Consider the following 21,213-nt stretch of genomic DNA (forward strand, 5'->3'; position numbering starts at 1 on the left):
CTCCTAAACTTTATAAAAATTCACATCATCTTTTAGATGTTTGGCAATCTCATCCAAATTATGGATAAATGCCATCATCTCTTTTATGCTGCTGGAAAATGTTGAGGTGGTACGATTAATTTCATTCATGCTCTCAACGATTTGCTCAATCCCAACAGCTTCTTGACGAATGGCTACTTCTATATGTTGGCTCGAAATTGATGCTTCATTAATCATTTTACTTAGTGCTTGAATGATATGACCCGCTTTCTCTATGAGTTTAATCCCTAAATCAAGCGTTTTGGCTCCTTCTTCTGTAACGGAGACTGCTTTTTCGGTAGTACGGCGGATATCTTCGAGAATTTTTTGTACCTGTACGGTTGACTGTTCTGATTGCTCGGCGAGATTTCTTACTTCAGTTGCCACTGCAGCAAAGCCTTTTCCAGCCTCTCCTGCTTTTGATGCTTCAATCGATGCGTTCAATGCCAACATCTTTGATTGTTGGGCAAGGGTGTTTACTACAGTGGTAATGTCACCAATTTGTTGGGTGTGATTACTTAAATCAAGAATGGTTTGAGCAATAAGCTTCATTTTTTCTTCTGAAGCTTTGATCCCCTGAATACTTTGTTCTACGGACTCTGTACCCAGCTTTCCTTGCTCATAGGTGTTTTTCGCTACTTCCCGCAAAGTTTGTGCTTTAGCCATAGTTTGCTTTGAACTCTTATCTATTTCTTCCAATGAAACACTAATTTCATTTATAGCGGATGCTTGAGAGGTAATCCCTTCTACTTGCTCATTTGCTGAAGTGAGTACGGTTCCCACCATAGTGACTATGTCATTGCTGACTTTACTAATTTTTTTGGTAATTGATGCCAGTCCATCAGTCATTGAATTTAAATCTTTACCCAGATCTTGTAAGATGTCTTCTTTGTCTATTTCAAGACGCTCTCTAAGATCGCCTGCAGCAACTTTACTGCTATGCAGCCTAAATTTTTTCGATGAATTGACTAAATTTTCAAAGAGTTCGCGAGATTCTATTTCTTTTTGACTCAGGATCTGTTCATTCTTTTTAATCGCCTCTTGCATGGCTTTTAGCGATAAAAGTAATTTACCCAATTTATCTGTGGTTTGAATTTGAATATCTATATTACGTTCGCCTGCGGCAATTCGTTCAGCAATATTAATTGCGTTATCAACAGGACGAGCTATAGCTTGTTGTGTCACATAAGGAACGATAAGGGTTAAAATGATAGCCAAAATTAATAGCCCATAAGCGTATTTCTTTAAGGAATTTAAGCTATGATTTATTTTATTTGTATTTTTTTCAATTTCTTTTGCCAGAATTATGTACAAGCCACCTGATCTTTTTCCTGTTTCTTTAGAATAAGAACCCAGTATTATGTCAATCATGGCGCTTTCGACTTCCCTGGTCTGGTTCCTGCTGTTTTCTACATTATTTGCATTATTGGGCTCTCTTGGGGCATCCAATATTGATTTTTGGACATCATAAAGAGGTATATATAATTCTTGCAATTTATCCCATTTTTCTTGTAATTTTTTATTCCCAAGTGAATGCATTACTTGATCCCACTGATTTCTGACTTCATTGATATCACTCCATAGACGCGTCAAATGCTCTTTAGTATGTGGGTCTCCCGTCATTGCCCAATGTTCGAGAAGGTCTTGAGTTTGATAGATTTGGCTATCAAGAATTTCGGGTAAGTTTTCACTACGAATTTTTTCACTTAGATAGACTATCTCATTTACTTTAGGTAACAAAAAAATAATTAAGAGTATTACAGGTAGGCTAAGGCTCATAAATCCAATAAACAAGCGGGCACGTACTGTGATAACAAGACCTCGTCTATTCCCCTTAGTTTCCATGACCCTCTCCTATCTTGTGTAAACGCGTTTTAATTTCTTGATTTAAGCTTGATATAAAAGCTTCCATATTAATGATTGCCGTGGCGGCATGATGTAATCCCAGAATATATTCTGAATTGGTCACCTTCGCAGAGGATAATGGAGCTGCTAATTGGCTTGGCAGATAAGTCTCACTGCCTTCGACACGGTGAACAAGTAAGCCAAGAGTTATAGTGTTTGCATGAACAATAATGATAAATTGATTATCCTGTTTGAGATTGTGACTTGAATGATTTGGATGGAAAAATTTGAGGAGATCCACCACTGTAATCAAAGCACCACGCCAGTTGATTACTCCGGCAATAAAATTGGGTGCGAAAGGAGGTTGTGCCATGGGGGTGTTATGCAGAATTTCTTGAACGTATTGATAAGAAACCCCATACATTTCATTTTTGCTTAAGCTGAAGCGAATAAAGTCAACGCCATGATTTTTATGGATGTCTATTTCCTGTTGGGCAAGTTGTTGTGCTCTTGCATGCAATATCTTTAGTGCTTCCGTGTTTTTGGGCATTAATTCCGAGGCATGTTTTTGTTCTTTTGTCATCATTCAAAATCCTTTTTTGTTCCATAACTCTTATCCTGCGAAAAATAGATGGCACCATCATGATGAAAGACAAGATTTGTGTCAGTTGTTACAATAGGATCAGATGCACCCAATAAAAGATATGCATTTTCAGTCATGCATGCGCTTATCTTTTTCATAATTTTAGTAACAAGTTCATTATCAAAATAAATGAGCACATTGCGACATAGGATTAAATCGACCTCAAAGATACCATTAATTATGGATGGATAGCTGTTATCACACAAGTTAAGGTATTTAAATTGTACTAAATCACGAATTTCAGGCGAAAGTATATGTGTACGATTATTTTTCAGGAAATAGCGTTGCATGTACTTCTGCGGAATACAACGCATAGACCATTGTCCATAGACGCCCGTTATTGCTTTTTGCAGAGCGGTGGCATTGATATCTGTGCCTAATAAATAGAGACTCCATCTATCCATATTCGGTATAAGTTCAGCTAACAGCATGGCAATGGTGTATATTTCTTCGCCTGAAGAACAGCCAGCACTCCAAATTTTTAAAGTAAAGTCTTGTGCTTTTTGTTTTATTAATTGAGGCAACAACTTCTTTTCAAGTAAATGTATTTGATTTTTATCACGGAAAAAATAACTTTCTCCCACAGTAATGGCTGCGACTAAATCAGCTAATAAAGATGAGTTACTGGAACATTTTTTTAATTGGTCTAAGTATTCTTGAGGTTGATAATTGAATTTGTTACATGCTGTACTAATCGTTTTTGCTAATTCTTGTGCTTGATTTACATGGATAACAAGTCCAAAACGCTTGTGGATTAATTCGATAAATGCAGGCTCAAGTTTTTTGATTTCATCCAACATATTATTGCTCATGTTGTTATTCATGATTAGTACTCAACTGAGTATTTTCTTGAGTTAACTTTAAAGTAAAAACCCAATTGATGTTGAGCAATAGCGAAACACCGGATTCTAGAGTCACTGCGCCCCAAAATGGTGAATTATTACTTGTAAGTTCTTCATGTATTTCAATTTGCTGTTCATCAATGCTGCTCAATCCAAGCACTTTATCAACTATGAGTCCAATTTGATGTGTTTCATTAGACCTCTTTCCAAACTCTACTGAGGAGGTGAGTTGCTTCGTCGATGCGGTGCTCGAATCCTCATGTACTTCTGTGTACACTCCGGTTCTCCGCTCCGCGTCTCCTCGCACTTCACACTCCTCAGCGAGTTTGGAAAGAGGTCTATCGGAGCAAAGTAAGATGGGTATATTTAAAGGGTATTCTTCATTTCGTGTCAAACCGGTACAAATAGCTAAGTCAAGTACAGGGATACATTTATTTTTAAGATTCATTAATCCTACAAAATAGGTAGGGCACGATGGAACGATTTCAAGCATGGGCAAAGGTAATATTTTCTCTATATAATGCAGGTCCATACAGACTTGTGTGTCGTGTAAAAGAAAATGGAGAACTGTAAGGTTCTTAGGGAGCACTTTATATTTTTCCTTAATAAAAATATCTTTTTATAATTTAGCGTCCATCATCGTGTAAATATACTGTAAGTGATGATGGTATAAATCAATTTGTTAATTCATTATAGTTATAGACCGAATGGGATAGATGTACAAGACAAGTCCTATGTGTTTTAGGCTTAATCTGAAAAAGCAATATACTGGGAGCTAAAGGGCTCCCAGTATTATGAGTTTAATAGAGATTTGAGCAACAATTCATCTAAGATTCTGCATGTGCGAAATAATTTAAATCCAATTCGCGAGCTGCCTTAACATCATCTAGACGTTTGACCGGTAAAGTATGTGGTGCATCTTTAACCAGGTTTGGGTTTGTGGCTGCTTCTTCTCTAATGGTTTTCATGATGTGTACAAAATGATCTAACTCTTCTTTACTCTCAGTTTCTGTTGGTTCAATCAAAAGGCATTCAGGAATGAGTAGTGGAAAATAAGTGGTTGGAGCATGAACGCCATAATCCAGCAATCTTTTAGCAAAATCCATCGCTGTAACACCATACATTCTTTTTTCCGGGCTTAAAGTTAGAATAAATTCATGAGAGGCACGTCGGCTTGGATAAGCTGCAGTAAATCCTGCTTTCGTCAGTTCTTTGAGCAGATAATTTGCATTAAGCGTTGCATATTCCGAAACACGGAGCAAACCCTCTTTACCGAGTGATCGTATATAAAAATAGGCGCGCAGTAAAATACCGGCATTTCCCATAAAACCAGAAAGGCGGCCAATGCTTTGCGGATAATCTTGACTAGTTGCCCATTGATATCCTGAATCGGTTTTTTTCACTACGGGTAAGGGTATGAAGGGGAGTAAACGCTTTCCTACAGCTACAGGCCCCGAACCTGGTCCGCCACCGCCATGGGGGGTTGCGAATGTTTTATGCAGGTTTAAATGCATGACGTCAAAGCCCATCTCACCCGGCCTCACTTTTCCCAAAATCGCATTGAGATTGGCTCCATCGTAATACAATAAACCACCGGCTTGGTGAACAAGAGCAGCAATTTCTTTAATTTGACGCATAAACAAGCCCAATGTAGAGGGATTGGTAAGCATGATACCGGCTGTTCTTGGGCCTAGTTTGCTTTTTAACTCTTCAAGATCAATATCACCATCTGCAGCAGTAGCGATTTCAACAATCTTAAATCCGCACATAACAGCAGAAGCCGGATTTGTGCCATGGGCCGCATCAGGAATCAGCATTTCGTCACGTGCTGTATCGCCTCGAGATTGATGATAGGCTTTAATCATGGCAACACCAGCAAATTCTCCTTGCGAACCCGCCATTGGAGTTAAAGAAACACCAGCCATGCCGGTAATTTCAGCAATATATTCTTGCAAATGATGCAATGGTTCTAAAAAGCCCTGGCTGTTTTCTTCTGTTGCCAAGGGGTGGCGGTTGAGAAAATTCGCCATTGATGCTGCTTTGTGAACCCCACGCGGGTTATATTTCATGGTGCATGAACCCAGTGGATAAAAATTACTGTCAATCGAGAAGTTTTTATGGGACAAACGAGTAAAATGCCGTATCACTTGTAATTCGGAACAGGCGGGCATTTTCGGGGGCATTTTTCGCTGCAGTTCAGCAGGAACGGCGTATTTACTGGTTGAAATTTTTGGAGCTTGGGCTGTTGCCTGCCGGTCTTTTTGGGATAATTCAAAAATCAACATAATTTGCCTTCCATTTTTTGAATAAATTCTTTAAGTTCAGCTCGATGATTGACTGGAGTAAATTCAATAAATTGATACTCTGCAATTTCTGCTAAACAGTAAGGATCTTTTTTGAATATGGACTCCAGGTAAGCTCGATCATTCGTAGCTGCAATAATGATTCCACCTGTACGTGGTTTTATAGGTCCTGAGACCAGCAGTAAACCTTGCTTATAATAGTAATCAAGGAACTCCCTATGTGCTTGCAGATATTTATCTACTTCAGTAAGAGGAACCAAATAGGTTAACTGGATTACAAACATGAGGCACCTCGTTGAGACATAATCGATTTCAATGTTTTTGCAAAAAGCATAATTTCTTCTTTAGTGCGCATTTCAGTAGCACAGACTAAAAGGGTATTTGCCAATTGCGGATAATAAATTCCTGGAGCATATCCTCCAGTAATACCCGCATCGGCTAATTGTTTTAATACCTGCTCAACAGGTTGATTGAGCTTGAGTAACGCCTCATGAAAAAAAGGTGTATCAAAGACCTGCTCTACACCTTCAATGTGTGTTAAAACGTCCACTAATTCATGAGTATTATGATGGCATTGGCTTGCAACCTGGAATAACCCTTCTGCACCCAAGAGGCTCATATGAATGGTAGCCGCTGTAACCAATAAACCTTGATTGGTGCAAATATTTGAGGTTGCTTTCGCGCGGCGTATATGTTGTTCCCGTGCTTGCAGGGTTAAAGTAAATCCTCTTTTTCCATCCTTATCTAAAGTACATCCGATGATTCGTCCGGGCATTTGGCGCACATGAGCCATACGAGTACTTAAAAAACCAAAGTATGGGCCGCCTGATGCCATAGGAGCGCCTAAAGGTTGGCCTTCTCCACATGTAATATCTACACCATGGTTCCCCCATAATCCTGGCGGTTTTAATAAGGCCAGCGACACAGGATTAACACAAGCAACACTAATTGTTTTGTTCTGATGAGCCCAGTCGCTGAGTTCATCCACTTTTTCCAGGCAACCAAAAAAGTTAGGCTGAGCAATAACCAGTGCAGTGATATCTTCTCCTGTATAGGGTTCTAATGCTGAAAGGGAAGTAATACCTTGCTTTTCATCAAAGGGCAAAGTAATCACTTCAATATGCTGATTGCGCAGGATGGTTTCGATGGTTTCACGATAAAAGGGATGAGTTGTTCCGGGGATTAATACTCGACTCGTTTTGCTGTGTTTATTAACCCGCACTGCCATTAAAATGGCTTCGGCTAATGCGGTGGCACCGTCATACATCGATGCGTTCGATACTTCCATGCCGGTTAATTCACAGATCATGGTTTGGTATTCGTAGAGCAACTGCAAAGTACCTTGACTGGCTTCGGCCTGATAAGGAGTATATGCGGTTAAGAACTCACCACGAGAAGCGATATCCCACACTGCTGCAGGTATATGATGCTCATAGCATCCTGCACCCATGAAGCAGATTCCATTACGATTTTTATCCGCTAACTGTTGTGCTTCTTTTAACATATCCATTTCATTGATGCCAGCAGGCATATTTTGAAATCCTGCATATTGCAGAGATAATGGAATTTCATCAAATAAAGTTTGGGTGTCTTGAGCGCCAATGGCATCAAGCATGTCTTTGCTGTCTTTGGGAGTGTGTGGAATATAAGGCATGATTAATGCTCCTCAGCAATCTCATTTTGATATTGTTCGGCAGTTAATAAATTATTGATTTCGTCAGGATGACTGGGTTTCAATTTAACAAGCCAGCCAGCAGCATAAGGGTCAGAATTAACAAGAGCTGGATTTTCGACAACTACTTCATTGATGGCAGTAACAACACCGCTAATAGGTGCATAGAAGTCAGAAGCAGCTTTTACTGATTCTACAACTCCAAGCTCTTCACCAGCACTCACTTTATCCCCAATTTCTGGCAATTCGACAAAAACCATGTCGCCCAATAATTGTTGAGCATGATCGGTAATACCCATGGTTACTTCATTTTGTTCTTCTTTTAGCCATTCATGGGTATTAGTAAATTTTAATTCATTCATTGTCTTATCCTTATTTAATTACTAAAAACCTGATTCTGCTTTTTTTCTTCCAAAGTCGCAAGTTTACATTTTTATTAACTTAATTCCGATGTTTTTAAATTGCTTTTCCTGTTTTAACAAAACGTGGCTTACCTACTTTTGCAGGGACTAATTTACCGCGAATGTCTACCATCACTTCATCACCAGCTTCAACTGGAAGCCTTGCTAAGGCTATGGATTTTTCTAGTGTGGGCGAATAGCTGCCACTGGTAACAACCCCATCAGAATAACCTGAAATGATTACTCTTTGTCCATGACGCATAATCCCTTTGTCTAACAAGGTAAGTCCTACCATTTTTCGCTTTATTCCCATTTGTTTTTGGGAGAATAAGGCACCCATTCCGATAAAGTCACGATCCGCGGGTTCCCATTTAATGGTCCAAGAAAGTCCCGACTCTAATGGGCTGGTGGTAGTATCCATATCTTGACCATAAAGAAGCATGCCGGCTTCCAGTCGAAGCGTATCTCGGGAACCTAATCCACAAGGATGCACTCCAGCTTGCATTAAATCATTCCATAATTGGACTACGGATTCTTGGGGCACGATAATTTCGAACCCATCTTCTCCAGTATATCCCGTACGGGCAAAAAACCATTGTTCGACATCTACGCATTCAAAATGTGTCAGCGTTGAAACTGCATCAATTTGGGCGGGATTAAGAATTTTTAGTGTTTTTTCTATTGCATTAGGGCCTTGAATAGCAATCATTGCCAATTCTCTTCGTTCTTGCAAGCCAACGGCAAATCCTTCACTTTTTTTGCGAATCCAGGCTAAATCATTGTGTCGGGTGGCTGAATTCAGGACAACCCTGTAATTATCTGAGGCACGTTGATAAACGATGAGATCGTCAATAATCCCTCCATGCTCATTACACATGCAACTATAAAGCGCTTTCCCATTGTGTTCGAGCTGATCAACATCATTCGTTAAAAGCTTGCGTAAAAATTGCCGGCCGCCGGCACCAAGAATATCAACAATAGTCATATGTGAGACATCGAACATGCCTGCATCTTTACGAACAAAGTGATGTTCATTAATCTGAGAACCATAATGCAGGGGCATTTCCCAGCCATGAAAATCAACCATTTTAGCGCCACATGCTTGATGGGTGGCGTGAAGGGGAGTTTTAGCAATCATTGTACGTCCTTTTTCAATCACCTTGATGTTGGGTGATTATACCTATTGCGATATATACTGTATATTGCATATTGCGTATTTCTTAGGACTACTTTAATGATCGGGCTAAATATTTGGCGTTGGATGCTGGATTTAGGATGGCTGCTCTTCCTCTTAATTATCTTCAGGCATTTTTGGCGTGATAGGCAAGTTTTGGTGCAAGCCCAGTCTTGGTTACAAGTTAAAGGTCGTATTACTGCGTGTGAATGGACTAAAGTAGGCCATAGTGTGTGGCCTAAAATTGAATATACTTATCAAGTTTATGATAAAGATTTAACTGGAGAATATTTATTTTTAGATACAGCTCATAATAATCCGAACAGTAAATATTCTCGTGGTGTTGCTTACAAGGCGGCCATGGCGTTCCAAGAAAATGCAGAAATTGATGTTTATTACAATCCTAACCACCCGGAGCAATCTGCTTTAGATGTAACCATACCAACCAAATTAAATATTATTTTGATTTTGATTGGTATGTTAATCGTCGTGCATTTAGGACTTATTGCTTGGCGTTATTTGGGGTAGGTTGACTTGGGGGTGATGTATTTGGAGTAGAAGTATTTGGCGTACTTGCTGGTATAGGCTCATCTTCTTCAACATCACATTTACAAGGATGTTTGACTACTGTGGATTGTAAACTGGTAATGCTATATCCTCGTACTCCTTGCCCTGATGGTGCGACCATAAAATTAATGGTTACTTTCAGGTGTTGTCGTTGTTGGTATTGCGGGTTTTGATAAGCGACGATTAGTCCCATAGTTGCTTTCCAATGAGTTGGATCAATATTAGTGATTGCGGGAGGCGCAGTTGCAACGGAACTTACGGTGTAAAGATTCTTTTGTACATCCTCTGGCAGTTTGGAAGCATTTAAAGCATTGCTGTAAGCTATCCAGCCATCAGCTGTAAAATATTTAGCGATTTTTTTCTGATCTTCAAGATAACTTTTATAGCTGTAAGTATATGTAGAAACGATTGCTTCATTGACCCAGACGGATAATTGAGCCTGTTCTGCTTGTGCATAACTTAATTGAAAAAAAATCGATAATAAAACAAAGACTAATTTTCTATTCATGAGAATATCCTGTTAATTAGGAATGATTATTAAATTTATAATTACTTTGCTATAGTGTAGCTTATTCAATACAAATAAAAAAATCCCCGGCTGCTGCCGGGGCAAATCTCATGTTTAGATAATGAATCCAAACATTGCCCCGCTTAAGAGGGGGTAAAGCGGAGCTAAGCATTCGGGGGAAATGCTCACTATATTAGACACCTAAATTATCAAAAAGTTCAATTTTTAATCAAATTATTCTGGCTGAGACGATCTAATGATAAAAATAATGATGCTATATAAGTAGAAAGTGTTTTATTCAGCTGCATTAATCTATCGAATATGCCGTCTTTATGGTATTTTATTGTCTTGGACCTAGAAAAGCAGTTGATTCCTACTGCGCAAACTAACGATGCTGAATCCACCGAATTCTTTGAATTTTTTCGCTGTAGTGGTGACTACTTTTTTCGTGAAAAAGCTCAAAAAATCCAGCATCTTCAGCATCGTTAGTTTGCTCGTTATGGCTTGAAGTGCTTTTTCTAGGTTGAACAGGCAGGTGGGCTCGTAAGAAAAACTAACACCGATTCGGTAATCCAAGAGTTTATCTCATGCCATTATTTAAGTTTTCACTATAGTTGAATTATAAATACTGCGTTAATTAAGTTGCAGAGTGTATTTGGGTGTCGACAAAGTTATTAAGGAGGCATTGTGCGCGAAAGTCGGTTCTACTTTGCTAATCCTGATAGATTTGGCCGATATATAAATCGTTGGGATTTGCTGCTCATTATTCTCATTTTTTCAATATTGTTTTTTTTGGGTTGGACCGGTTCGCAAATGACCGCTCCGTATCAGTTAGGACAACAGATACCTATTTCTTTGGATCCTGCCAATCTTCCTTTTTATGCTCTACGCACTGTACTCCGGATGTTTATTGCGTTATTTTTTTCAATCATTTTTACGTTCACGGTAGGTCTTTGGGCAGCTAAAAATCGTCGTGCAGAACAAATCATGATACCGGCTATTGATATTTTGCAATCCATACCGGTTTTAAGTTTCTTATCCATTACAGTGACAGCGTTTATTCGTTTGTTTCCTAACAGCTTGTTAGGGCCTGAATGTGCATCCATTTTCGCTATTTTTTGCGCTCAAGTATGGAATATGACTTTTGGTTTTTATCAATCATTAAAAACCTTGCCGCATGATTTGCAAGAAGTTTCTTCCATGTTCCGACTGTCAGCATGGCAACGGTTCTGGAAGCTGGAAGTTCCTTTTTCCATGTCGAGTTTGTTATGGAATATGATGGTTTCTATGTCCGCAAGTTGGTTCTTTGTGGTTTTGTCTGAAGCCATTTCTGTAGCGCATCAAGACATTAGATTACCGGGGGTAGGATCTTATATTGCTTTGGCAATCCAGCAACGTGATTTACATGCTGTGGGTTATGCCATTTTGGCTATGGTTATTGTTATTTTTTTATATGACCAAATATTTTTTCGGCCTTTAATTGCCTGGTCCGAGAAGTTTAAAACAGAGCTTTCACATGATGAAACTGAATATCAATCTTGGTTAGTGGACTGGATTCGTGGTAGTCGGTTAATGAAACAGTTTGCTGAAGTACTTAGTATTTTTACCGATCATTTTGTCAACGCGCGCTGGCTTAGGATAAATGAAGCCAAAGCAATTAAGGAGGTTGATTTTAAAAAACAGAAACGCTTGGATCGAGTTTGGAGCCTCTTGGTTTTAATCAGTGTTTGCTCTGGAGGGTGGTTCTTATTGCGCTTTATCCTCGCAGAATTGAAAGTCAGTGATATTTTGCATGTGTTTTTGCTTGGGGCAGCAACAGGTACACGAGTGCTTTGTTTGATCTTCATCAGTTCTTTAGTTTGGATTCCAGTAGGGGTATGGATTGGCTTAAGACCAAGAATTGCTCAAAAAATACAGCCTGTGATCCAATTTGTTGCGGCGTTTCCAGCGAATTTATTCTATCCTTTATTTGTGATTGCCATTGTAAAATTTCATTTGAACGTAGAAATATGGGTAACACCACTCATGATTCTTGGAACCCAATGGTATATTTTATTTAATGTGATTGCGGGAGCATCGTCTATTCCGCGAGAGCTTTATCTTGCTGCGGACAATTTTGGCTTAAAAGGATGGATTTGGTGGAAAAGGTTGGCGTTGCCTGGGATTTTTCCCTTTTATATTACTGGTGCCATAACGGCGGCAGGTGGTGCATGGAACGCCAGTATTGTGGCAGAGTTTGTCAGCTGGGGTAATACCACACTTAGAGCTACCGGCTTAGGGGAGTACATCCAAGCCAGCACGGCCACGGGAGATTTTCCGCGAATAGCTTTGGGTACTGCGATGATGTGCTTGTATGTACTTGCTTTTAACCATTTGATTTGGCGTCCGCTCTATCGGCTAGCGGAAGAACGTTTTAACTTTAATTAAAAGATATCTATGTCTGAAACCATTATTGCTATAGAAGGCTTGAGCAAGTCATTTAAAAAAGCAGCGGAACAAAATTTGCTTGTGCTTGAGGATGTGAATTTCCAGCTGCAAGAAGGTGAAATCGTTGCGTTATTAGGAAAATCTGGCTCCGGAAAGTCTACTTTATTGCGTATTATCGCTGGTCTTATAGCGCCTACAAGGGGAACGGTGACCTATAGAGGTAAACCCGTTACTCGTCCTGTTGATGGAATTGCGATGGTTTTTCAGTCTTTTGCATTAATGCCGTGGCTTACCGTATTAGAAAATGTGGAGCTTGGTCTCGAGGCGCAAGGAGTAGGCCGCGAAGAGCGCAGGCATCGAGCAATTGAAGCGATTGATATTATTGGTCTTGATGGTTTTGAGTCTGCATTTCCTAAAGAACTTTCAGGCGGGATGCGCCAACGGGTTGGTTTTGCGCGTGCACTCGTGATTAATCCTGATGTTTTATTAATGGATGAACCTTTTTCTGCGCTTGATGTTCTGACTGCAGAAAACTTAAAATCTGACTTGTTGGAATTGTGGGAGGAAAAGAAAACCAATACCAATGGCATTTTATTAGTGACGCATAATATTGAAGAGGCAGCGACATTGGCCGATAGAATTGTAATTTTTGGTAATGATCCTGGATACATCCGCGCCGAATTGCCTGTTACTTTACCGCAGCCGCGTGATCCTGAATCACATGAGTTCCGTGCCTTGGTGGATAAAATTTATACTTTAATGACTACTGGTCCTAAAGAAAAGGCAAAACGTGCGCAGAGAGAACGACAAATCGGTTTGGGATATCGTTTGCCTGATGTAGAGCCTTCAGAACTGACTGGTTTGATTGAAACAATGACTTCTTTTGAAGAGCGAATTGATTTGCCAGAGCTTGCTGATGAGCTGATGATGAATATTGATGATCTGTTCCCCATACTCGAAACTTTGGAAATATTAGGTTTTGCTAAAGTTTCTGCAGGGGATATTCAATTAAGTGACCTCGGCAAACAATTTGCTGAGGCTGATCTTCAAGAACGTAAACAATTATTTGCGCAAAGATTGTTGGAAAAAGTACCTCTGGCTCGCTATATTCGCCGTATACTAGATGAAAAAGTAGGGCATAGGGTTTCCGAAGAGCGGTTTTTGAGCAAGCTTGAAGATTATTTAAGTGAAAAGGAAGCAGAACGTGTATTGCGCACAATGATTGATTGGGGACGTTATGCTGAGATTTTTGCTTATGATTTTAATACTGGAATTTTAAGTTTGGAAAATCCAGGTAAAGGAGCATAACAAGATACAGTGTAATAGCTCACCATATTATATTAATGTCAATCTGAACGGGTAGGTTTGATCGCAGGTTGTGAGAAAATTTTTCTAAACAAACGCAGCATACATCAGTATGTGAGTATTGACTAGGAGCATTTTTCTTGCAAGATGCACCTAAATACAGCCGTTCCTTGATAGGGCTCAACGCTTACGATACAGTTAAATCCCTGAGTTTGTATTAGCAAGACTCGGATTTCGTTAGTTTATTCATGCTAAAAAAATTTAACTATTAGTTCAAAAAACACTTAAAGCACCATTATTTATTTGTTATTATTTGTTCAAATTGATCTAAGGAGGGATATTTAGCATGGAACAAAAGCAAGAGTTTAACGAGCATTTCAAAATAATCCTTCTAGGTGACAACTTTGTCGGGAAATCGTGTTTACTGCATACATTTTGTGGCGGTAATGTCTATAGTTCTGATGAGTATACGGATACAATGGGTGTTGACCAACAAATTAGGCTGATTAAAGCGTTTAATAAAATAATCCAATTGCGTATCTGGGATGCTTCGGGGACTCCAAGACTACAAAAAATAGTTTCATCCTATTTTAGGCATGTTGATGGTACCTTGATTTGTTTTGACCTAACCAATAGAGTATCTCTGCAGCATACGAAAGAGCATATTGAGCGTTTAAGAGAAATTAAAAAAAATGTTCCTATAATACTTGTTGGTTGTAAAGCAGATTTGGGGAAATGTAGAGGTGTATGCTCTGAAGAAGCAAAGAAATGGGCTGGTGAGCTGGGACTTACTTACATAGAGGTTTCTTCCCTAAAAAAAGAAAATATCGAGCAACCATTTACACAAATTACAGACCAAATATATATTGTCAATCAACTCAATAAGCTAAAACCTAAGTTAGAAAAATTTTTGAATGATTATTTGAAATTAATTAATCCCAAAAACCGTTCAGTTTTTTTTACAGAACAGAACTCGGATTTAACCAAAGAAGGCGCACTAAGAGAAGAATATAAGACACTTTTTGATAAATTGTTTCACGTGAAAAGTGTGGAAGAGTTAGTGGAGGCCTATAGAAAAACAGTAGAGCTTCTTGAAAGTGCCGATCAACTTTATAAACAAGACAGTCCTTTTTTGAGTACCTTTGTATCAAGTTCACTCTCAACCGCATTGAAGCAAACATTAGATGTTTTAAGTGGATTGTTGGCACATTTATCTGCTGCAAAAGAACCGAAACACCAAAAAGCTGGGGCAGTTACAAATTCATTTTAAATCTTTACTGGAATACAAGGGGGAGGCTACTATTAATTGACTTGTTAAATCAATGACTTGGTTTGACGCAATAGTAACTTTTTGACATAATTATTTATTGGATATAGTCCTATTTCATCATTTATGAAAATCAATGAATGCTTTAGATGCTTTAGATGCTTTAGATGCTTTAGATGCTTTAGATGCTTTAGATGGGGAACGGTTATTGTCTTAATTACTGTTGCCTGTTTTTTTCAGCATGAAATTCCTGCTCTCATCCATTGGTTACGTACATTAGGCTATCCAGCTGTTATTGGTTTTTTCCTACTTTATTGTTTTTGCACCCTATTGTTTTTACCAAATTTGCCAATTATTCTTGCAGCCGGCGCCTTATATGGATTTTATTGGGGACTGGTGCTGAATTTATTGAGCGCAATACTCAGTGCGGTAATTGCATTTATGATGAGTCGTCATGTAAGGCTTGCTTGTTTATCAGTTAAAAAGAGACAACAATTAGATGGTTGGCTAAGACGTCTAGATTCATATGGATGGAAGTCACTTGCTTTGTGTCGTTTAGTTCCTTTTCTACCCTGTGCTATTGTAAATTACGGTTATGGTTTCACCCAGATTAAAGCTTCAATATTTATAGTAACAAGTTTTATTTTTTTTATTCCACTGAAAGTTGTGGAAACATATTGTGGATATTTGAGTGCAAATTTTTAAAACTGAATCTACATACATCGGAATAAAAACATCTAAAAGCCCTCCATTTCGCGTCGCATAAAAGCGCTTGCAAAATAAAAATGAATTTAAATCGATTAATGAGTGTGTACCCACTCAGGACATGCAAAAATGGGTTACACGCTCAACAATACCATTAAGATTTTCGAGAGAGGAAACTTAATATTTCCAATAAACGCTCTGAGTTTCCGGCCATTTGTAAGTCAGTTTTATATTTATTGTTCACTACGAAGGCAGGAACTGCATTAATTTGATAGGTTCCCATGAGACTCATCCCATTTTGCACGCGCATATCAATTGCTGGAGAGTTTTCAAAAGCACTTTTCGCAATTTCTTTATCGATGCCTTGAGTAACAAAGAAATTGATCATCGCTTGCTTTGAATCCAGGGGTTTTCTGTCTTCCTGTATGGCTTTAAAGAGTAAAGGATTCATTTTATCAGAAAGTGCAAGAGTCTTTGCGGTGTAGTAGGCTTTTGCATAGAGTTCCCAGGACGGTTTGAATACTACAGGAACGCGTTCGAATTGAATGTTATTGCCCATTTTACTAATCCATGTATCCAGAGGCGCCTCTATTTTGTAACACCAAGGACAACCATAACTAAAAAATTCTTCAACCATGGGTGGTTTATGTTTATTATTTGTTGCCCGGGGATTGTTAACGATTTGATAATCTTTACCTTCAACAAATGATGCGGCTAATGCCATTGTTGGCAAAAGAAAAAATACAGCGATTAATTTTTTTAACATAGTTTAGTTCCCTAATGTAACCCTTCAATATAATGTGCAACTGCCTCCATATCATCTTGACTCATTCTGCTGCTAATATCTTGCATGATATGGTTTAAATCATTTTTTCTCTTACCGTCTTTAAATGCATTTAGTTGCAACACGGTATATGCAGCATGTTGGCCAGAAAGTACTGGAAAACCAGCTTGGGCATTACCTGTACCTTTGGGACCATGGCAGGCGATACACGCCGCAATCCTTTTTGCAAAATCCCCTCCGCGGTAGATTTGCTCACCCCGGTTAAGAAATTTTGGGGGAGTGCTGCCTTGAGCAAGAGGCATTTTAGCATAATATACTGCCAAGTCATCCATATCTTGCTCGTTTAATGTGGCAACAAGAGCCTTCATTGTAGGTGCATCACGTAATTCACTGTCTTTCATATCGCGCAGTTGTTTTATAAAATATTTGGGATGTTGCCCTGCAATATTAGGCCACTCGGGATTTGCACTGTTGCCTTCTTGACCATGGCACGCAGTACAAACTACTGCTTTTTTCATTTCGGAGATACTATTTTCTTGGGCAAAAAGGACTAATGGAACAAACAGAACAAAAGTGAGTACAAATTTTTTCATCGATTTCTCATAATAAATTTACGAAGTAATGGTACACTGCCTTGGTTGAAATACCAAAATATTATGATTCTTATGCCAGAAAATCCTTATTCTAAAGCAGTATTCTTAAAAAGTGCAGCACGTGTATCCCACTTACCTGAGGATTCAGGATATGAGGTTGCTTTTGCTGGCCGTTCAAACGCAGGAAAATCAAGTGCCTTGAATTGCCTAACGGGCATTAAAAATTTGGCGCGAACCAGTAAAATGCCCGGACGTACGCAATTAATTAATTTATTTGAAATCGATGAAGCGCGTCGCCTTGTTGACCTACCAGGCTACGGTTATGCCAAAGTCCCTTTGCAAGTAAAAATGGATTGGCAAAAAAATTTAGCGCATTATCTTGAAGTCAGACAAAGCTTAAAAGGCTTGATCTTATTGATGGATATTCGTCATCCTTTAAAAGATTTAGACCTGATGATGGTCGATTGGGCTTTGGAGCGCGAGCTTCCCGTACATATTTTACTGACTAAATCAGATAAACTAAGCCGCAGTGAGGTAAAGAACACCTTATCCAAAGTTCGTAAACATTATGAATTGGCAGTACATTTGATTACGGTGCAATCTTTTTCTTCTTTAAAAAAAGAGGGAATCGAGGACTTAATCGCTTTGTTAAATCAATGGTTTGATTTGGCTTAGCCTGGCTGCAAGTGCAGTGAAGCGGTGAAAAGTTCTTTTCTAAAACTTTAAAATTTGTATCGTTCTTTGAGGAAATCAGTTTTATTTATGGAGGATTTAAAACGTAATTATAATTTGTGCCGCGATTGTTTGATTTAAATTATACCATTATCGCGATTGTTTGTTTTAAAATTATGCCAAATTATGGTGAATTCCTGCCCTAGATAGTACGAAGTGAGAAATTATGAGACGAACTGTAAAAATTCGTCCTATAATTTAGCACATGAGTTTCTCAATTTTACGTAGGATGTCTTATGTTTTTTAAAGGTGGTCGACTTTTTTCCCGTGTAAAATCTAAAAATTTAGAAAAAAAAGGACGCACTCATCCTAAAAAATGGTTTGACCAACAGCTAAGGGAAAGTGGATTAAAAGAAAAATTTTCATTAGAACTGCTAAAGGATACCCAATCTTCGGTCAAAGTTATTTTTAATAAAAAATACTTCACCGACACATCCGCTGTCTCGGAATCATTAATAAAAATACCAGCAATTAATGTCGAAGGGGATCGAGAGGTTTATAAGCAAGATGGAGAGCGCGTCGAGAGCGGACCTGAATTTTTTTCCCAAATCCCGGACGGGCACCCTGAGTTCTTGTCTCCCTCCAAGAGGTTGACGGCCGCAAAAAAAATTATTCTTTCTAACAGTATAATATTGGGATGGGGAGGATACCCTCATACTAATCCCAAGCATTCATATAAGGTACCCTTTAAAGCAGCTATCTTTTCAATGGCGGGTGCTGCTTTTGAAAACAGCTACCTTCATAGCCAGTTGTTTATACTGGATCCTTATAATCTTAAAATTAAAAACGATGCATTCAGCCATTTATATAAAAATACTCCTACGGAATTTGAGGTCGCTAAAAAGGAACTCGGAACTTATGATTTAAATCCTTCTATGACGCGTATTAGAATAGGATTACCCCTTCTTGGCCGAACTTCATCGGGCTTTTATTATCCTACATTCGGTAAATCGAATGCAGTTATCTTTTTAACGGAAGCGTATTTTCTTCATCAGCTGGAAGACATCTCATTACTTCTTGCGTCGATCAATGAATCAGCGAAAGAAGCAGGAAAACCAGCTTTCTTAAAAGCAACCGCTGTAGGTATGGGATTTTTTGCCAAAGTAGATGGTACTTACGGCATTCAGAATATCCTTTTTCCTTATTATTTGCGTGCTTATAAAAAATTACTTACTGAAAATTCCTATCCCTGGATAGCAAAGATTGAATTTCCTGTTTTTGATGAATCGCAACAATTTCAGTTTGATGTTATTTTCGACACCCAAACGGGTCCAGTTCAGGTCACCAGCAGCCACCGCGATGTATTGGAATTCACGGAAGAAGAGCGAGAGAAGTATTTTGTTTGCGTTATTAATCCTTCTGATGCCTTTGCCTATACAGGCAATGAATGGGGTTATGGAAGTGTGGAAGCGATGATTGGCCTTAATAGTTCCTTACGCCTGGATCAGGTCTCTCATGCAAATCCTATGCTTTTAGATCCGAATCATTATGTCGGTATTACAATTAACGAAGATTACAGTACTGAATTTGATATTCAAAGCCCATCTATTACGCCTCCTTGAACTTTCGGACGTTTAAACCATATAAAAAAACAAGCCGCCACCGGTTTGTGGCGCGCTTTGGTCCCAACCAATAATTTACGTAAAAATGAGAGCATCTTTCTTTTCCCTTTAAAACCTCATTTTTCACCAAAAACAGATGCAAACTCGCAAACATTTTGGCTTGTACTTTGCGCTATTAGAAATAATATTCTACACTTTGATTGCAATTCTTTCAGTGGAGATGTAATCATGTTTTTGAAAGTAGTCAAGCATAGTGCCAAGCAGCAGGTTAAACAGAGTCATAAAAAGAGCCAAGTAAGACATTTTTGGACTCGCCATGATGAAAATCGAGATTTTTATCGGCATAAGAAACAAGAAAAGCTTGTTATTGATACCCATTTTTTTAGTACCAGTACTTTACGAGGTCAAAAAGTATTTGCAGGAGAAGGATTTAGTATCTTTAATTTTCTAATGAATGCATTCAGCCAAGGATTCTTATTTAGAGGAATGAGCATCAAGGAAGAGCGCGATCAGATAAATCAAGACGTACATGGATTGGCCGGGAGCAAACCTTTGATTGTTTATAAAGAAGGCACTAAAGAAATAGATGTAGCGGCAACCCAAGAAGTAGCTAAGCAGCACCGAAAAGGTGATGTAAGTGGAATATCTACCTCCATGAAATTAGGCGTTGGAATTTCATTTGCTAACTATCTTCCTAAAAAAACGCACGCAGTATATGTAGTTGATAGAAATAATATTCCCCAAAGTCAGCAGGTTAATCAAGATTATGAGGATGATATATGTGTTACTGATTGTACTGGAGAGCCGCAAAATTATTGTCATGAGCGGGAGCTGACTGTAAGTGGTGTTCATGTATCAGCCATTCCAATGCGTGTTTCTCGTGAGGGGTTGAAACTTAATATTGAGTGCAATCCTTTCTATGTAGATCGCGTATTATTATCAGAAGAATTAAATAAAGAATACGATGATTTATTACATGCTTTTTATGATGTTATTTATGACGTAAGAAGAAATCAAGTTGAATTTACTGTAATAAAAGGTCCTGATCCAGAGAAATTAGAAAAATTTAAAGCGCAGGAAAAAGAATTTTATACCAAGCTGGTAAAGGAAGTAGAGCTGGATCCTCGGCAAAAACGAGCTATTAAAGATAAGCTGGACGAATCATCGCTTCTTGCTCTTGAAGATGATAATGATACGACACCCAAAAATATATAATTTCTAATTTGAAGAAAGTTTACAGCCGCTTTCCAATGAGCATGATCCATTAGGGAAAGCGGCAAAATTTTGCAGCAGGTTCATCAAAAAAAGAGTTTCCTATTTTAATGGTTTATATAGTAAACAGCTTTTTTATCTGTCCACTTAATGCAATTTATCCCTTAATTTCTGCATTTTCCAATACTTTTTCTGCCTGTGTCTTACGGTGTTGTTTTATTGCGTCCCGGTACACAGGATACTTATTACCTAATATTGTTACCGCTAAAATAGCCGCATTAATTGCTCCTGCCTTACCCACAGCAAGAGTGCCTACCGGAATCCCCGCGGGCATTTGCACGATGGATAAAAGTGCATCAAGACCATCAGTAAACGTCGATGAAGGCATGGGCACCCCTAAAACGGGTATTATTGTTTTGGCAGCCACCACACCAGGCAAATGAGCTGCGCCTCCTGCAGCAGCGATAAAAACCTCAACGCCACGTTGTTCTGCAGATTTAAGATATTCAAATAAAGCATCAGGAGTACGATGTGCTGATAAGGCGCGCACTTCATGGGGAATGTTGAATTTTTCCAGAGTCAGGCTGGCTTCTTCCATAATGGCCCAATCAGATTTTGAACCCATAAGTATTGATACAAGTATATTAGACATA

21 protein-coding genes are annotated in these 21,213 nt (G+C 38.7%); 8 read left to right on the plus strand and 13 right to left on the minus strand.

The window, feature by feature from the left end; all coding sequences use genetic code 11:
* Positions 1-3: 3 nt before the first annotated feature.
* The 9 genes from Ltuc_RS01855 to gcvT form a co-directional block, all read right to left on the minus strand.
* Complete coding sequence (locus Ltuc_RS01855; protein ID WP_058519661.1) at positions 4-1,863, minus strand: methyl-accepting chemotaxis protein; 1,860 nt, start codon at positions 1,861-1,863, stop codon at positions 4-6.
* Positions 1,853-2,449 carry a chemotaxis protein CheW gene (locus Ltuc_RS01860; protein WP_058519662.1) on the minus strand — a complete coding sequence of 199 codons (597 nt, stop codon included), beginning with the start codon at positions 2,447-2,449 and terminating at the stop codon, positions 1,853-1,855. Before Ltuc_RS01860 ends, Ltuc_RS01855 begins: the two co-directional genes overlap by 11 nt.
* Positions 2,446-3,330, minus strand: coding sequence for a CheR family methyltransferase (locus Ltuc_RS01865; RefSeq protein WP_058519663.1), 885 nt, complete (start codon positions 3,328-3,330; stop codon positions 2,446-2,448). The genes Ltuc_RS01860 and Ltuc_RS01865 overlap by 4 nt, the downstream gene beginning before the upstream one ends.
* Positions 3,323-3,937, minus strand: a complete 615-nt coding sequence (locus Ltuc_RS14865) for a chemotaxis protein CheW (protein WP_133138377.1) — start codon at positions 3,935-3,937, stop codon at positions 3,323-3,325. The genes Ltuc_RS01865 and Ltuc_RS14865 overlap by 8 nt, the downstream gene beginning before the upstream one ends.
* Positions 3,938-4,175: 238 nt before the next feature.
* A complete protein-coding gene (gene gcvPB / locus Ltuc_RS01875) occupies positions 4,176-5,633 on the minus strand; it encodes an aminomethyl-transferring glycine dehydrogenase subunit GcvPB (RefSeq protein WP_058519665.1) in 1,458 nt (485 codons plus the stop codon).
* A complete protein-coding gene (locus tag Ltuc_RS01880; RefSeq protein WP_058519666.1) occupies positions 5,627-5,935 on the minus strand; it encodes a YciI family protein in 309 nt (102 codons plus the stop codon). The genes gcvPB and Ltuc_RS01880 overlap by 7 nt, the downstream gene beginning before the upstream one ends.
* A complete protein-coding gene (gene gcvPA / locus Ltuc_RS01885; protein ID WP_058519667.1) occupies positions 5,926-7,305 on the minus strand; it encodes an aminomethyl-transferring glycine dehydrogenase subunit GcvPA in 1,380 nt (459 codons plus the stop codon). Before gcvPA ends, Ltuc_RS01880 begins: the two co-directional genes overlap by 10 nt.
* Positions 7,306-7,307: 2 nt before the next feature.
* Positions 7,308-7,685, minus strand: coding sequence for a glycine cleavage system protein GcvH (gene gcvH, locus Ltuc_RS01890; protein WP_058519668.1), 378 nt, complete (start codon positions 7,683-7,685; stop codon positions 7,308-7,310).
* 94 nt (positions 7,686-7,779) lie between these two features.
* The gene (gene gcvT, locus Ltuc_RS01895) at positions 7,780-8,862 is read right to left on the minus strand and encodes a glycine cleavage system aminomethyltransferase GcvT (RefSeq protein WP_058519669.1); all 1,083 of its coding nucleotides are present in this window, start codon (positions 8,860-8,862) and stop codon (positions 7,780-7,782) included.
* A gap of 96 nt (positions 8,863-8,958) precedes the next feature.
* Here gcvT and Ltuc_RS01900 point away from each other — a divergent pair, with 96 nt between their 5' ends.
* Positions 8,959-9,426 (plus strand): DUF3592 domain-containing protein, encoded by a 468-nt coding sequence (locus tag Ltuc_RS01900; protein ID WP_058519670.1) that lies wholly within the window; start codon positions 8,959-8,961, stop codon positions 9,424-9,426.
* Here Ltuc_RS01900 and Ltuc_RS01905 read toward each other — a convergent pair.
* On the minus strand, positions 9,401-9,973 hold the full coding sequence (locus Ltuc_RS01905) for a DotI/IcmL family type IV secretion protein (protein ID WP_058519671.1): 573 nt from the start codon (positions 9,971-9,973) through the stop codon (positions 9,401-9,403). The genes Ltuc_RS01900 and Ltuc_RS01905 overlap by 26 nt on opposite strands.
* Before the next feature lie 687 nt (positions 9,974-10,660).
* Between Ltuc_RS01905 and Ltuc_RS01910 the strand changes: the two genes are divergently transcribed.
* The 4 genes from Ltuc_RS01910 (at position 10,661) to Ltuc_RS14870 (ending at position 15,677) form a co-directional block, all read left to right on the plus strand.
* Positions 10,661-12,400 carry an ABC transporter permease gene (locus Ltuc_RS01910; protein WP_133138376.1) on the plus strand — a complete coding sequence of 580 codons (1,740 nt, stop codon included), beginning with the start codon at positions 10,661-10,663 and terminating at the stop codon, positions 12,398-12,400.
* A gap of 9 nt (positions 12,401-12,409) precedes the next feature.
* Positions 12,410-13,708 (plus strand): ABC transporter ATP-binding protein, encoded by a 1,299-nt coding sequence (locus Ltuc_RS01915; protein ID WP_058519673.1) that lies wholly within the window; start codon positions 12,410-12,412, stop codon positions 13,706-13,708.
* Between the two features lie 343 nt (positions 13,709-14,051).
* Positions 14,052-14,975 carry a Rab family GTPase gene (locus tag Ltuc_RS01920; protein ID WP_058519674.1) on the plus strand — a complete coding sequence of 308 codons (924 nt, stop codon included), beginning with the start codon at positions 14,052-14,054 and terminating at the stop codon, positions 14,973-14,975.
* Between the two features lie 123 nt (positions 14,976-15,098).
* Positions 15,099-15,677, plus strand: a complete 579-nt coding sequence (locus Ltuc_RS14870; RefSeq protein WP_083498025.1) for a TVP38/TMEM64 family protein — start codon at positions 15,099-15,101, stop codon at positions 15,675-15,677.
* A gap of 154 nt (positions 15,678-15,831) precedes the next feature.
* On the opposite strand, the gene Ltuc_RS01930 is transcribed toward Ltuc_RS14870, so the two are convergent.
* Together Ltuc_RS01930 and Ltuc_RS01935 are read right to left on the minus strand one after the other, a co-directional pair.
* Positions 15,832-16,443, minus strand: coding sequence for a thiol:disulfide interchange protein DsbA/DsbL (locus tag Ltuc_RS01930; RefSeq protein ID WP_058519676.1), 612 nt, complete (start codon positions 16,441-16,443; stop codon positions 15,832-15,834).
* A gap of 11 nt (positions 16,444-16,454) precedes the next feature.
* Positions 16,455-17,054, minus strand: coding sequence for a c-type cytochrome (locus Ltuc_RS01935; RefSeq protein WP_058519677.1), 600 nt, complete (start codon positions 17,052-17,054; stop codon positions 16,455-16,457).
* Positions 17,055-17,126: 72 nt separating this feature from the next.
* Between Ltuc_RS01935 and yihA the strand changes: the two genes are divergently transcribed.
* From yihA to Ltuc_RS01950, 3 genes are all read left to right on the plus strand, one after another.
* Positions 17,127-17,729, plus strand: coding sequence for a ribosome biogenesis GTP-binding protein YihA/YsxC (gene yihA / locus Ltuc_RS01940; protein WP_058519678.1), 603 nt, complete (start codon positions 17,127-17,129; stop codon positions 17,727-17,729).
* A 293-nt stretch (positions 17,730-18,022) separates the two neighbouring features.
* On the plus strand, positions 18,023-19,348 hold the full coding sequence (locus Ltuc_RS01945) for a hypothetical protein (protein ID WP_058519679.1): 1,326 nt from the start codon (positions 18,023-18,025) through the stop codon (positions 19,346-19,348).
* Positions 19,349-19,576: 228 nt separating this feature from the next.
* The gene (locus Ltuc_RS01950; RefSeq protein WP_238584051.1) at positions 19,577-20,563 is read left to right on the plus strand and encodes a hypothetical protein; all 987 of its coding nucleotides are present in this window, start codon (positions 19,577-19,579) and stop codon (positions 20,561-20,563) included.
* A 154-nt stretch (positions 20,564-20,717) separates the two neighbouring features.
* Here the strand turns inward: Ltuc_RS01950 and purE are convergent, their stop codons facing one another.
* On the minus strand, positions 20,718-21,212 hold the full coding sequence (gene purE / locus Ltuc_RS01955) for a 5-(carboxyamino)imidazole ribonucleotide mutase (protein WP_058519680.1): 495 nt from the start codon (positions 21,210-21,212) through the stop codon (positions 20,718-20,720).
* Between the last annotated feature and the right edge of the window lies 1 nt (position 21,213).

Source organism: Legionella tucsonensis (genome assembly GCF_001468035.1).
Lineage (GTDB): Bacteria > Pseudomonadota > Gammaproteobacteria > Legionellales > Legionellaceae > Legionella > Legionella tucsonensis.